14 protein-coding genes and 1 tRNA gene are annotated in these 13108 nt (G+C 60.4%); 4 read left to right on the top strand and 11 right to left on the bottom strand.

The genetic code is table 11. The annotated features are described in order from the left end of the window. Positions 1–8 precede the first annotated feature (8 nt). The 3 genes from iscR to trmJ form a co-directional block, all read right to left on the bottom strand. Positions 9–500, bottom strand: a complete 492-nt coding sequence (gene iscR / locus LO50_RS14435) for a Fe-S cluster assembly transcriptional regulator IscR (protein WP_014819461.1) — start codon at positions 498–500, stop codon at positions 9–11. 158 nt (positions 501–658) lie between these two features. Further along, complete coding sequence (gene cysE / locus LO50_RS14430) at positions 659–1435, bottom strand: serine O-acetyltransferase (protein WP_044315445.1); 777 nt, start codon at positions 1433–1435, stop codon at positions 659–661. Beyond that, positions 1435–2271: a tRNA (cytosine(32)/uridine(32)-2'-O)-methyltransferase TrmJ gene (trmJ, locus tag LO50_RS14425; RefSeq protein ID WP_236690593.1), complete on the bottom strand. Its 837-nt coding sequence runs from the start codon at positions 2269–2271 to the stop codon at positions 1435–1437. Before trmJ ends, cysE begins: the two co-directional genes overlap by 1 nt. 94 nt (positions 2272–2365) lie before the next feature. Here trmJ and suhB point away from each other — a divergent pair, with 94 nt between their 5' ends. After that, a complete protein-coding gene (gene suhB / locus LO50_RS14420) occupies positions 2366–3181 on the top strand; it encodes a type III secretion system regulator SuhB (RefSeq protein WP_023446554.1) in 816 nt (271 codons plus the stop codon). A 66-nt stretch (positions 3182–3247) separates the two neighbouring features. Here suhB and LO50_RS14415 read toward each other — a convergent pair whose 3' ends face one another. The 6 genes from LO50_RS14415 to queA all read right to left on the bottom strand — a co-directional run bounded on the left by LO50_RS14415 (position 3248) and on the right by queA (position 9266). Continuing rightward, on the bottom strand, positions 3248–3781 hold the full coding sequence (locus LO50_RS14415) for a glycine zipper 2TM domain-containing protein (protein WP_014819457.1): 534 nt from the start codon (positions 3779–3781) through the stop codon (positions 3248–3250). Between the two features lie 76 nt (positions 3782–3857). Beyond that, positions 3858–4769, bottom strand: a complete 912-nt coding sequence (gene secF, locus LO50_RS14410) for a protein translocase subunit SecF (protein WP_044315443.1) — start codon at positions 4767–4769, stop codon at positions 3858–3860. A 12-nt stretch (positions 4770–4781) separates the two neighbouring features. Then, positions 4782–6650 carry a protein translocase subunit SecD gene (secD, locus tag LO50_RS14405; protein WP_014819455.1) on the bottom strand — a complete coding sequence of 623 codons (1869 nt, stop codon included), beginning with the start codon at positions 6648–6650 and terminating at the stop codon, positions 4782–4784. A 64-nt stretch (positions 6651–6714) separates the two neighbouring features. Beyond that, positions 6715–7044 (bottom strand): preprotein translocase subunit YajC, encoded by a 330-nt coding sequence (gene yajC / locus LO50_RS14400; protein WP_003296020.1) that lies wholly within the window; start codon positions 7042–7044, stop codon positions 6715–6717. Positions 7045–7086: 42 nt separating this feature from the next. Further along, complete coding sequence (gene tgt, locus LO50_RS14395) at positions 7087–8202, bottom strand: tRNA guanosine(34) transglycosylase Tgt (RefSeq protein ID WP_152623984.1); 1116 nt, start codon at positions 8200–8202, stop codon at positions 7087–7089. A 14-nt stretch (positions 8203–8216) separates the two neighbouring features. Further along, positions 8217–9266: a tRNA preQ1(34) S-adenosylmethionine ribosyltransferase-isomerase QueA gene (queA, locus tag LO50_RS14390; protein WP_044315441.1), complete on the bottom strand. Its 1050-nt coding sequence runs from the start codon at positions 9264–9266 to the stop codon at positions 8217–8219. A 113-nt stretch (positions 9267–9379) separates the two neighbouring features. Here queA and LO50_RS14385 point away from each other — a divergent pair. The 3 genes from LO50_RS14385 to LO50_RS14375 all read left to right on the top strand — a co-directional run bounded on the left by LO50_RS14385 (position 9380) and on the right by LO50_RS14375 (position 10770). Beyond that, positions 9380–9466, top strand: a tRNA-Leu gene (locus LO50_RS14385). Between the two features lie 495 nt (positions 9467–9961). Further along, positions 9962–10174, top strand: a complete 213-nt coding sequence (locus tag LO50_RS14380; RefSeq protein ID WP_003298189.1) for a cold-shock protein — start codon at positions 9962–9964, stop codon at positions 10172–10174. 98 nt (positions 10175–10272) lie between these two features. Beyond that, positions 10273–10770 (top strand): RDD family protein, encoded by a 498-nt coding sequence (locus LO50_RS14375; protein ID WP_014819452.1) that lies wholly within the window; start codon positions 10273–10275, stop codon positions 10768–10770. Positions 10771–10849: 79 nt separating this feature from the next. Here the strand turns inward: LO50_RS14375 and lptG are convergent, their stop codons facing one another. Then, positions 10850–11911 (bottom strand): LPS export ABC transporter permease LptG, encoded by a 1062-nt coding sequence (gene lptG / locus LO50_RS14370; protein ID WP_003298191.1) that lies wholly within the window; start codon positions 11909–11911, stop codon positions 10850–10852. Continuing rightward, positions 11904–13025 (bottom strand): LPS export ABC transporter permease LptF, encoded by a 1122-nt coding sequence (gene lptF / locus LO50_RS14365; protein WP_003298192.1) that lies wholly within the window; start codon positions 13023–13025, stop codon positions 11904–11906. The genes lptG and lptF overlap by 8 nt, the downstream gene beginning before the upstream one ends. Positions 13026–13108: the final 83 nt, after the last annotated feature.

The following is a 13108-nucleotide window of genomic DNA, read 5'->3' as shown; positions in this document are numbered from 1 at the left end:
CGCCCTGCTCAATCGATGGCGGACGTTTCTATCTTGTCCATATGCGGCGAAGTGCCACCAGCCTTGCGCATGTCTTGGCGCAGGGCGACCTGCTGCACGTCCTGGCGCTTGACCAGGTCGGCCAGGCTGATGCCGCTGAGGAATTCATGAATCTGCTGGCTGAGGTCACACCACAGATGGTGAGTCAGGCAGGTATCGCCAGAATGACAGCCGCCCAGACCTTGGCAACGCGTGGCATCGACCGACTCGTTCACAGCGTCGATGACCTGGGCGACCTGAATGCCGGCCATGTCGCGAGAAAGCTGATAGCCGCCGCCGGGCCCTCGCACGCTGGTCACCAAGCTGCCGCGGCGCAGCTTCGCGAAGAGCTGCTCGAGATAGGAAAGGGATATACCCTGCCGCTCGGAAATATCGGCCAGGGAGACCGGCCCATGCTGCGCATGCAGCGCCAGATCGAGCATGGCGGTCACGGCATAACGGCCTTTGGTGGTTAATCGCATCGGTCTGCACCAAGCATTACGGTTTGGCGCAATTATGCAATTCCCGAGTATTTGAGTCAACTATAAGACCTATTAATTCAGTAGGTCTTTAGTCTGGAACCACGCCCGGCCGGAGGCAACGGGCCGGCATGATACCAGCTGCTGCCAGCCCGCGCACTTCAGGTGCGGGCATCGCCAGCGTCGGACTTCACTTCAACGAAGTCTTCTTCTCGCAGCTCCGGAAGGTCCTTGGCGCAATAATCGCTGCCCAGCGCCTTGAGCGCGCCACACATGCCCTCCAAGCGCTCCTCTACGGCCTGAACATGATCCAGCAACTGCCCAATGGCTCGCGCGACGGGATCGGGCATATCCTCGCTGACGCCATAGGCGTCGAATCCGATCTTCTCGGCAATGGCCTTGCGCTTGGCTTCCTGCTCATCGCTGGATTTGACGATCACCCGCCCCGGAATCCCAACCGCCGTCGCTCCTGGCGGCACTTCACGGGTAACCACCGCATTGGAGCCGATCTTCGCGCCCGCGCCGACGGTGAACGGCCCGAGGATCTTCGCGCCCGCCCCCACGATCACACCGTCTTCAAGCGTCGGATGGCGCTTGCCCTTACTCCAGCTGGTGCCACCGAGTGTCACGCCGTGATAGAGCGTCACGTCATCGCCAATTTCCGCGGTCTCGCCAATGACGATGCCCATCCCGTGATCAATGAAGAATCGCCGGCCAATCCTGGCGCCCGGATGGATCTCGACCCCGGTCAGCCAGCGCCCCAGATTCGAGGACATCCGCGCAAGCCACTTGAATTCATGCACCCACAGCCAATGGGACAGGCGATGAATCCAGATGGCGTGCAGCCCCGGATAACAGGTCAGGACTTCGAACGCATTGCGTGCCGCCGGATCGCGATGGAAAACGCTTTGAATGTCTTCGCGCATGCGTTCGAACATCAATCACTTCTCCGCTTGTGAGGCTCGCCGCGGGCAGCCTTTTGTGTCTCGGTGAGAATACCGCGCAGGATATTCATTTCCAGCTTGCTGATACCGCTGCGCCCGTAGAGCCGACGCAATCGGGGCATCAGATGCCTGGGCTTGGTCGGATCGAGAAAGCCGATATCCACCAGAGTCCGCTCAAGATGACCGAAGTAATTCTCCAGCTCGTCGACAGTCACGGGCTGGGCATCCAGCATCGCCGTGGTTTCCAGTTTCTCGACCTTGGTTGGCCGCCCCTCGGCAGCCAACCAGGCCATGCGCACCTCGTAGGTAAGCACCTGCACGGCAGCAGCGAGATTCAATGAACTGAACTGTGGATCAGACGGGATATGGACGTGGTACTGGCAGCGCTGCAACTCTTCATTGGTCAGCCCCGCGTACTCGCGACCGAATACCAATGCGACTTCGCCGCCCCCGGCAGACTGCTCCACGGAAACCGACGCGCACTCCCGAGGGTCGAGCAACGGCCAGGGAATGCGCCGGTCACGAGCGCTGGTTCCGAGCACCAGACTGCAACCAGCGAGCGCCTCTTCCAGCGTTGCAACGACCCGTGCACTATCGAGAATGTCGGTTGCACCGGACGCCCTGGCCACCGCGTTGGGACTCGGGAAATCCTCGGGATCGACCAATACCAGGCTCGAAAGCCCCATGTTCTTCATGGCGCGAGCCGCACCACCGATGTTGCCGGCATGACTGGTATTGACCAGCACGACACGAATGTTCTGCAGCGACACAATAATTCTCTGCTTGAAAGCGAGCAGAAAGCTTACAGGAAGCGGCTCTCGATCCGCCATCTGCCGCCCCCTGCAACCACCACCGTGACGCTACATGCGCCGGCGCTTTCCTGATAGAATTTCGCGCTTTCTTTAACGACCAGGTAATTGATCCATGCAGCCCATGCTGAATATCGCGCTGCGCGCCGCCCGCAGCGCCGGCGAACTGATTGTCCGTTCCACCGATCGCCTGGATGCAATCTCGGTCAACGAGAAAGAAGCGAAGGATTACGTCACCGAAATCGACAAGGCCGCAGAGCAGAGCATCGTCAATGCGCTGCGCAAGGCCTACCCGAATCACGGCATCCTGGGCGAGGAAGGCGGACTGCTCGAAGGCAGCGGGGACGGCGCCGATTACCTGTGGATCATCGACCCGCTGGATGGAACCACCAATTTTGTCCGCGGCATTCCTCACTACGCCGTCAGCATCGCCTGCAAGTACCGCGGGCGCCTGGAACACGCGGTCGTGCTGGACCCGGTACGCCAGGAAGAATTCACCGCCAGCCGCGGCCGTGGCGCCGCCCTGAACGGCCGCCGCCTGCGCGTTAGCGCACGCAAGAGCCTGGACGGCGCACTGCTCGGCACCGGCTTTCCGTTCAAGGATGGCCAGATGGACAACCTGGACAGCTACTTGAAGATGTTCCGCAGCCTGGTCGGCCAGACCTCCGGCCTACGTCGTGCCGGCGCCGCAAGCCTCGACCTGGCTTATGTCGCTGCAGGCCGCTTCGATGCGTTCTGGGAGTTTGGCCTTTCCGAATGGGACATGGCGGCAGGCGCACTGCTGATCCAGGAAGCCGGCGGCTTGGTGAGCGATTTCAGCGGCGGCCATGACTTCCTTGAGAAGGGTCAGATCGTTGCCGGCAACACCAAATGCTTCAAGGCGGTACTAACCACCATCCAGCCGCACCTGACACCTTCTCTCAAACGCTGAGAACGATAGCGGCATAAAAAAACGCCCCAACGGGGCGTTTTTTTTGTTGCTGCACAATCGCTCAACTCACTGCTGCGATAGCGACAACTGTCCATCCTGCACCGGGATCTGGCTACCCGGATCGCGATCCATGCGTACGCGACCCACCTTGCCGGCGAGGTCGTACTTCACGTCGTAGCCGACGATCTTGTCGTGCGAATCGGTTACCGTGCTGCAACGTGTTTCGGTAGTGGTATAGGTGCTGCTGGCCTGCATACGGCCCTGCACCTGATTGCCTGCATAACCGCCACCGACCGCACCGGCGACCGTCGCAATTTTCTTGCCGGTACCGCCACCAACCTGATTGCCGAGCAGGCCACCAACCACCGCACCCACTGCTGTCCCTGCGATGCGATGCTGATCCTGCACTGGTTTCTGCCGAGTCACCGCGACATCCTTGCAAACCTCTCGCGGAGTCCGAATGGTTTCCTTGATCGGCTCCACCGCCAGCACATCGGCGAATTTCGGCCCGCGATCAACCAGACTATAAGTAGCGAAAGCGCCGCCAGCCGTGGCGACCACCACTCCGAGCGCCGTGCCGACCAACATGGACTTGTTCACTGTGACTTCCTCTTCCTTCGGGCTGCGCCCGTTCCGCAGCCTTGGACTCCTTTAGGTTGCGGAAGTTCGAAGAAGATCAGGGGCGCTCGTCCGCTTCCTCTTCCACCACTGGTGGAATCAGGTCGTCACGGGTGAGCTTCAGCCAGACGAGCAGCATGCCAGCGACATAGACCGACGAGTACGTGCCTGCCCCAACGCCGATCAACAGCGCCAACGAGAAGCCCCACAGATTCTCGCCACCAAAGACCATGAGCGCACCGACAGCCAGCAACGTGGATACCGAAGTTGCCATGGTGCGCAGCAAGGTTTGCGTCGTGGAAATATTGATGTTTTCCAGCAACTCCGCCTTGCGCAGCATGCGGAAGTTCTCGCGGATCCGGTCAAAGATGACGATTGTGTCGTTCAGCGAATAGCCGATAACCGCCAGCACAGCGGCCAGCACGGTGAGATCGAACGATATTTGGAAAAAGGAGAACACCCCGAGAACGACGATCACATCGTGGAACAGCGACAGCACGGCACCGAGACCGAACTTCCACTGAAAGCGAAATGCCACGTAGACCAGAATACCACCCAGCGCGAGCAGCATGCCCAGGCCACCCTGGTCGCGCAGCTCCTCACCCACCGCAGGCCCGACGAACTCGACTCGCTTGACGCTCACCGAGTTGGCGCTGTCAGCGCCGCGCAATGCATCAGCGATGCGCTCTCCCAGCTGAGGATCGTCGCCCGGCATGCGCACCAGCACGTCAGTAGTCGCACCGAAGCTCTGCACTACAGCGTCGCCAAAACCGGATTGCACCAGCTGCCCACGCACCTGCTCGAGTTCAACCGGGCGCTCATAGCCGAGCTCGATCAGTGTACCGCCAGTAAAGTCCAACCCGAAGTTGAGCCCCTTGACCACCAGGCTCGCCAGTGACGCAACGGTCAGCACCACGGTCAGGGCGAAGGCCACATGGCGGACACCCATGAAATTGATTATGCGTTTCATCGTGCTAGCCCCTTAAATCCACAGCTTCTTGAGATCGCGGCCACCGTAGATCAGGTTGACCATGGCGCGCGTCACGATGATTGCGGTAAACATCGACGTCAGGATGCCGATCGAAAGGGTGACCGCGAAGCCCTTGATCGGGCCGGTCCCCATGGCGAACAGGATGCCGCCGACCAGCAGAGTGGTCAGGTTGCCGTCGACGATCGCCGAGAAGGCCCGATCGAAGCCTTCATGGATGGCGCGCTGGATCGACATGCCATTGGCGATCTCCTCGCGGATTCGCGAGAAGATCAGCACGTTGGCATCCACCGCCATACCCATGGTCAACACGATACCGGCAATACCCGGAAGGGTCAGCGTGGCATTGAGCATCGACATCAGGGCTGTCAGCACGACCATATTGAACAGCAGCGCAATGGTCGCCAACACACCGAAGAACTTGTAGATCAGCACCATGAAGATGGCGACGAAGAGGAAGCCCCACATGGCTGCCTGGACGCCCAGCTTGATGTTTTCAGCGCCCAGGCTCGGGCCGATGGTGCGCTCTTCTGCGAAGTACATCGGCGCCGCCAGACCACCGGCGCGCAGCAGCAACGCCAGCTCTGACGACTCGCCCTGGCCATCGAGGCCGGTGATGCGGAACTGGCTGCCGAGCGGCGACTGGATAGTTGCAAGGCTGATGATCTTCTTTTCTTCCTGGAAGGTCTCGACGCGCACTTCCTGCTCAACACCATCAACCGTCTGCCGCACATAGCGAGTCATCGGCCGCTGCTCGATGAAGATCACGGCCATGCTGCGCCCGACATTGTTGCGCGTGGCGCGATTCATCAGATCGCCGCCGTGGCCATCGAGCCGGATATTCACCTGCGGACGGCCATTCTCGTCGTAGCTGGCCTGGGCGTCGGTCACCTGATCACCTGTAATGATCAGTGTGCGCTCAAGCTGAACCGGCGGGCGGCCCTCTTCGCGGAACTCGAAGGTTTCGGTGGAAGCACGCGATGCATCTGAATCGGCAGCCAGGCGGAACTCGAGGTTCGCCGTCTTGCCGAGGATACGTTTGGCCTCGGCCGTATCCTGCACACCCGGCAGCTCGACGACGATCCGATTGGCACCTTGACGCTGAACCAACGGCTCAGCCACGCCGAGTTCGTTGACGCGATTACGCACCGTGGTCAGGTTCTGCTTGATCGAGTACTCGCGAATTTCCGCCAGCTTGGCTTCGGTCAGCGTCAGACGCAGCACGTACTGGCCGTTGCGCTCTGCGGACGTCAGCTCGAAGTCGGTAAATTCCTTGCGGATGAGCGATTGGGCGGCATCCAAGGTAGCCTCATCGGCAAAGCCCAACTGCACGGAATCCTTCAGATTCGGCAGACTGCGGTATCGCACACGCTCCTTGCGCAGCAGACTCTTGACCTCACCCTCGGAGACGTTCAGGCGCGTTTCAATTGCCTTGTCCATGTCCACTTCCAGGAGGAAGTGCACACCACCGGAGAGATCCAGACCAAGCTTCATCGGGCTTGCGCCAAGATTGCGCAACCAGTCGGGAGTCGTAGGCGCCAGATTGAGCGCAACTACGTAGGCGTCGCCGAGCGCGCGGCGCACGATATCTTTTGCCGGCAACTGATCATCCTGACGCTCGAGACGCACAAGGCCACCTCGGCCCTGCTCGTCCAGGGACGCAGACTTGACCGCGATACCGCCATCCACGAGTGCTTTGCTGATGCGCTCGAGGTCTGCCTCGCCGATCTCCTGCGATGTGCTGGCACCGGTAACCTGAATCGCCGGGTCATCCGGATAGAGGTTGGGCGCAGAGTAAATAAAGGCGATCGCGAGCACTGCCAGAATCAGCAGGTATTTCCAGAGAGGGAATCTATTGAGCATGACGCAGCCCGTTTAATGAACGCGGGGCGCCTTGCGCGCCCCGTCGATATTGAATGAAGTCAGCTCAGATGGCTTTCAGTGTGCCCTTGGGCAACGTTGCGGCGATCGCTACTTTCTGGAACTTCAGCTCAACGTTGTCGGACACCTCGATCACCACGAAGTCATCGGCGACCTTGGTGACCTTGCCAGCGATACCGCCGGAAGTGACCACTTCGTCGCCCTTCTGCAGGCCGGCAATCAGGTTCTTGTGTTCCTTGGCACGCTTGGACTGGGGACGCCAGATCATCAGGTAGAAGATGACCAGAAAACCGACCAGAAAAACCCACTCGAAACCAGTACCAGCAGGACCAGCAGCAGCCTCCTGGGCATAGGCGGCGGGAATCAGAAAGCTCATGTAGCACTCCTGTTGCAGAAAGGATTATTTTGTTCTGGCACGTCACGCAAGCGGCGGCGTTGGCAGACCGCGCTTGGCATAAAAGGCGTCGACAAAGGCCGCCAATGTACCCTGTTGAATGGCGTCGCGTAAACCAGCCATAACCCGCTGGTAATGCCGCAGGTTATGGATGGTATTCAACATGCTACCCAGCATTTCGCCGCATTTATCCAGATGATGCAGATAAGCGCGGGAGAAATGTTTGCAGGTGTAACAGTCACAGCTCGGATCCAGCGGAGAATCGTCGTGTTTGTGAACGGCGTTGCGGATCTTGATCACACCGCTATCAACGAAAAGATGCCCATTTCGCGCATTGCGCGTTGGCATCACGCAGTCGAACATATCGACGCCGCGCCGCACACCCTCGACCAGGTCCTCCGGCTTACCCACCCCCATCAGATAGCGTGGCTTATCCGCTGGCATCTGTGGCGGAAGGAAATCCAGCACACGGATCATCTCTTCCTTCGGCTCGCCAACCGAAAGGCCGCCAATCGCCAGGCCGTCAAATCCGATCTCGCAAAGCCCTTCCAGCGAGCGCATGCGCAAAGATTCGTGCATACCGCCCTGAACAATGCCGAACAACGCAGCCGGACTGTCGCCATGGGCGGCCTTCGAGCGCTTGGCCCAGCGCAGCGACAGCTCCATCGAACGCCGCGCCACGTCCTCGTCAGCGGGATAAGGCGTGCATTCATCGAAGATCATCACGATATCCGAGCCCAGGTCACGCTGGACCTGCATCGACTCCTCCGGCCCCATGAAGACTTTTGCGCCATCTACCGGAGAGGCGAAGTAGACGCCCTCCTCCTTGATCTTGCGCATCGCCCCCAGGCTGAACACCTGAAAGCCGCCCGAGTCGGTGAGGATAGGCCCCTGCCACTGCATGAAGTCGTGCAGGTCCCCATGGCGCTTGATCACTTCAGTGCCAGGGCGCAACCAGAGATGGAAGGTGTTGCCCAGAATGATCTGCGCTCCGATCGCCTCGATGTCACGTGGCAGCATGCCTTTGACGGTACCGTAAGTGCCCACTGGCATGAACGCCGGCGTCTCGACGGTGCCGCGCGGAAAGGTCAGACGTCCGCGGCGCGCCTTGCCATCGGTGGCAAGCAGCTCGAAGGACATATGGCAGGAGCGAGTCATTGGGTTTCCTCGGGGCCGCGCGGCGCGGGATTGCGGGTGATGAACATGGCATCGCCGTAACTGAAGAAGCGATAACGCTGAGCCACCGCTTCGGCGTAGGCCGCCATGGTCTCCTGATAACCGGCGAAGGCGGAAACCAGCATCAGCAGCGTGGATTCAGGCAGATGGAAATTGGTGACCAGCGCATCCACCACATGAAAGCTCTTGCCTGGGTAGATGAAGATATCGGTGTCGCCACTGAACGGCTTGAGTTCACCATCGCGCGCCGCCGTCTCCAGCGAACGCACGCTGGTGGTGCCGACAGCGATCACGCGCCCACCACGGGAGCGACAGGCCGCCACCGCATCGACGACATCCTGGCCGACCTCCAGCCATTCGCGATGCATGTGATGCTCTTCGATACGCTCCACGCGCACCGGCTGAAAGGTGCCGGCGCCGACATGAAGGGTAACGTAGGCCGTTTCCACGCCAGACTCACGCAGCGTCTGCAGCAGCGCCTCATCGAAGTGCAGTCCTGCGGTCGGCGCAGCCACGGCACCGGCGCGCTGCGCGTAGACGGTCTGGTAACGCTCGCGGTCGGCGGCGGCGTCAGGCCTGTCTATATAAGGAGGCAATGGCATGTGCCCGATGCGCTCGAGCAACGGCAGAACATCCTCGTCGAACTCGAGCTCGAACAGCGCATCATGCCGGGCGATCATTTCCGCTTCGCCGCCGCCATCGAGCAGGATCTTCGATCCGGCCTTGGGCGACTTGCTGGAACGGACATGCGCCAGAACACTGCGATTGCCGACTACCCTTTCGACAAGGATTTCCAGCTTGCCGCCGGTAGCTTTCTGACCGAACAGGCGCGCCGGGATCACCCGGGTATTGTTGAACACCATCAGATCGCCGGGCCGTACATGGTCCAGCAGATCGGCGAAGTTGCGATGCGAGAGCTTTCCCGTTTCGCCTTCGAGCACCAGCAGACGACTGGCGCGCCGCTCCGCCAGGGGATGTCGTGCGATCAGGGCATCGGGCAGCTGGAAGAAAAAATCGGCAACTTGCATGGATCGGAGGTCGGGACGCGGAAAGGGCGCAAATCTTATCCGAAACACGTCGACCTGACCACGCCAAGCGATTGACCACCCCGGCGCGCATCCCTATACTGCGCGCCCACTGTGCCTCGATGGCGGAATCGGTAGACGCAGCGGATTCAAAATCCGCCGTTGGTAACAACGTGAGAGTTCGAGTCTCTCTCGAGGCACCATCAGTGAATCGCTACAACGCAGCCAAGCTGCATGCTTAGCGAAACGGGCAACCGGATCGCCTGCAAGTCTAACGCCGTAGCGAAGCTTCAAAGCGCACCAAGCCGCATGCAAGCATCCAGACAATCTGGATCGGCAGCACGGCAAGCAACGTCAGCTACATCGCTTTTCCTCAGACTGACACTCGATATCGATGCAGTCGACTCGTGGCATTGCCTCTCTCGCAACAGCGAATAAGGCGAGTCAAAGCCACGTCAAAAAGCGCCAAATGGCGCCGCCTGGACAGGCAAATTCTATGGCTCCGAGGGGTTGGCATTCCCTGGCGAGTTATCGTAGAGTGTGCCCACTGTGTTTGCATGGGTCGCTGTTGAATCGTGACCTGGTGCAGTAGATCTTCAGATCCGCTACTCCGCTCGACTCTCTTACTCCTTGCAACCAGTTCCAGCTTCCTGCTCTGCGGGGGCAATTCTACTTTTGAGTTTCAAGGATACAAAGACATGTCGAATCGTCAGAACGGTACCGTCAAGTGGTTTAACGACGAGAAAGGTTTTGGTTTCATCACTCCCGAGAGCGGTCCGGATCTGTTCGTGCACTTCCGCGCAATCGAAGGCAACGGCTTCAAGAGCCTGAAAGAAGGCCAGAAAGTCAGTTTCGTCGCAGTGCAAGGTCAAAAGGGCATGCAGGCAGACCAGGTTCAGATCCTGGGCTAAGCCTCTTCTCCGAAAAGCCCCTGATGGCAACATCAGGGGCTTTTTTATGCGCGCACTTCCGTAGAATGCGCCGCCCACCTCTTTGATCGAGACACCCAATGCGCAGACACCTGCTCAGCCCGCAGGGCCAGTTTCCCGCCGCCGGCCTGGTACGCCGGCTTGCTGCAATGTTTTATGACAGCCTGCTGTGCATCGCCTTGATGATGGTAGTGACACTGCTCTATCAGCAAGTGCTGCTGCGCCTGCTCTACGGCAGTGAACAGCTGCAGCAGCTCGCGGATGCCGGCCGCCTGGACATCGACCCCCTGCTCTCGACGCTGCTGCTGTTCAGCCTGTTCGGCTTTTTCGCCAAGTTCTGGACCCACAGCGGCCAAACGCTGGGCATGCAGGTCTGGGGCATCCGAATCCAGAATGCAGACGGAACCGCCATCGATCTTTGGCAGGCGCTTCTGCGTTTTTTGATCGCACTGGTTTCGCTGCTATGCCTGGGCATGGGTTATTGGTGGATGCTGCTCGACAAACAGAACCGCACCTGGCACGACATGTACTCGGAGAGCCAGGCCGTTCAGCTACCGAAGAACATTCACAAGAAGTGACTTTGCTCTGCGCACCGAGCCAACACTGACCCAAACCTTGTCGACAGCGCCTCCGCGCGGTTCGCGCCGGAGGCACCCGTCATCCCGCCCGACGCAGCAACCAGGCTCCGATGAGTGCACAGATGCCTGCCGGCAGCACCACCGCAAGCAACGGCGAGAAGCCGAACACCTGGCTAGCCGGCCCGAGCAGATCCTGAATGATGCGGAATACGAAGCCGACCACTACGCCGGTGAAGATGCGCTGACCGAGCGTGACCGAACGCAGCGGCCCGAAGATGAACGAGATCGCCAGCAGCACCAGCGCAACGGTGACGGCCGGCTGCAGCACCTTGGTCCAGAACGCCAGCCAGTAACGACCATTGTTCAGCCCCTGTTCACCCAGGTAATGGATATAGCGCCACAAGCCGGTAATCGACAGCGCTTCTGGCTCCATCACCACGGTGCCGAGCAGTTGCGGGGTCAGCTGGACATCCCAGCGTTCCTGCGGCGTGCGTACCACCTCGGTGCGGTCGCCTCGAAAATGGGTGGTCGAAATATTCTCGAGCAGCCAGTGATCGGCCTGATAGCTGGCGCGACGGGCAAAGCTGGACGACAACAATTGGCGCTCGTCATCGAAGCGATAGCGTGTCACCCCCACCAGCACGCCGCCGGGCTGCACGGCGTTGACGTGCACGAACTCGTTCTCCTGCCGGTGCCACAGGCCGCGCTTGCTGCTCTGCGCCTCGCCCGCACCCTGCGCCAGGGAGCGCCGCGCCTGGGCAATGTCCTCGGTTGCCGGCGCAACGTACTCACCGATCAGAATGCCGGCAATGAGCAGCACCAGCATCGGCTTCATCACCGCCACCACGATGCGTCCCAGCGAGACGCCAGCCGCGCGCATGATGGTCAGTTCGCTGCTGCTGGCAAGCGTGCCAAGGCCGATCAAACAGCCGATCAGAGCCGCCATTGGCAGCATTTCATACAGACGCCGAGGCGACGTCAGCAACACGTATTGCAGGGCATCGCCCAGTCCGTAGCCACCTTCTACATCGCCCAACTCATCGATGAAAGCGAATAGCAGAGCCAGCCCCACGATGATGCCGAGGACAGTCAGAATCGCGAGAAAGACATGGACTCCGATATAGCGATCCAGCTTAACCACGAGCCACCTCCCGCTGCGCACTGCCCTTCTTCATTCGCAGCCTGATCGGCTCCCAGTACAGCATCAACAGGCCTATCGCCAGGAACAGCCCGTGCACCCACCAAAGGCCCAGCGCCATCGGGATCCGCCCCTTGTCCAGCGCACCGCGCACGGCGATCAGCAACGCGAGGTAGGTCATGTACAGCAGGATCGCCGGCAGCAACTTGAGAAAACGCCCCTGTCGCGGATTCACCTTGGCCAGGGGCACCGCGAGTACGGTGACGACGAACACCAGCAACGGCAACGAGAAGCGCCACTGCAGTTCGGTCCGATGGCGGATGTTGTCGCTGCCGAGCAGCTCCAGGGTCGGCAGCGCCTCACGCTCGCTCAGCTCCATGCTCACTTCCGGCTTGGGAAGCAGCACGCCATAGGTGTCGTATTGGATGGCGCGATAATCGGCCTGGCCCGGGTTGCCGTCGTAGCGATAGCCGTTTTCCAGAATCAGATAGCGACTGCCATCGGGCTGGATCTCCTGCCGCCCGCTCTCGGCGACCAGCACCGACAGCCCGCTTTCCTTACCGGTCTGACGCGAAACATTGGTTTCAGAGATGAACACCCCGCCGAGCTCGCTGCGATCAGCGGATAACTCGCGGGTGTAGGTTACCCGTGAGCCGCCGCGCAATGTCTGGAAACGCCCCGGCACCAGCGTGTCGAACTCGGTCAGGGAGTCCTGCTGATTGAGGATACGGTCCACCTCGGCGATGCCCTGCGGTGCCAATCCCAGGCTCAGCCAGCCCACCACGACCGACACCAGGGCGGCGGGTGCCAGGCTGTAGACCAGCAGCCGACGCTGGCTCATGCCCGTTGCCGAAAGCACCGTCATCTCGCTTTCCAGATAGAGGCGCCCGTAGGCCAGCAAAATGCCGAGGAACAGCCCGAGCGGGAGGATCAGTTGCAGAAAGCCGGGCAGACGAAAGCCCATGATCAGCAACAGCACCCCTGGATCGAGCAGCCCCTGCGCAGCCTGCGCCAGATACTTGATGAAACGGCCGCTCATGATGATCACCAGCAGCACGGCACTGACCGCGCTCATGGTGACCAGCAGCTCTCGGGACAGGTAACGAAAGACGATCAAACCAGACACTCCAGGGTTGTCAGGCTCTGGCGGCAACGCTCAAACTAGCCGCCAGTTGCCGGCCCGCCAGAACGGGCCGTTGG

Source organism: Stutzerimonas stutzeri (assembly GCF_000935215.1).
Classification (GTDB): domain Bacteria; phylum Pseudomonadota; class Gammaproteobacteria; order Pseudomonadales; family Pseudomonadaceae; genus Stutzerimonas.
The sequence above is the reverse complement of the archived record's forward strand: the minus strand, read 5'-3'. Positions and strand labels throughout refer to the sequence as shown.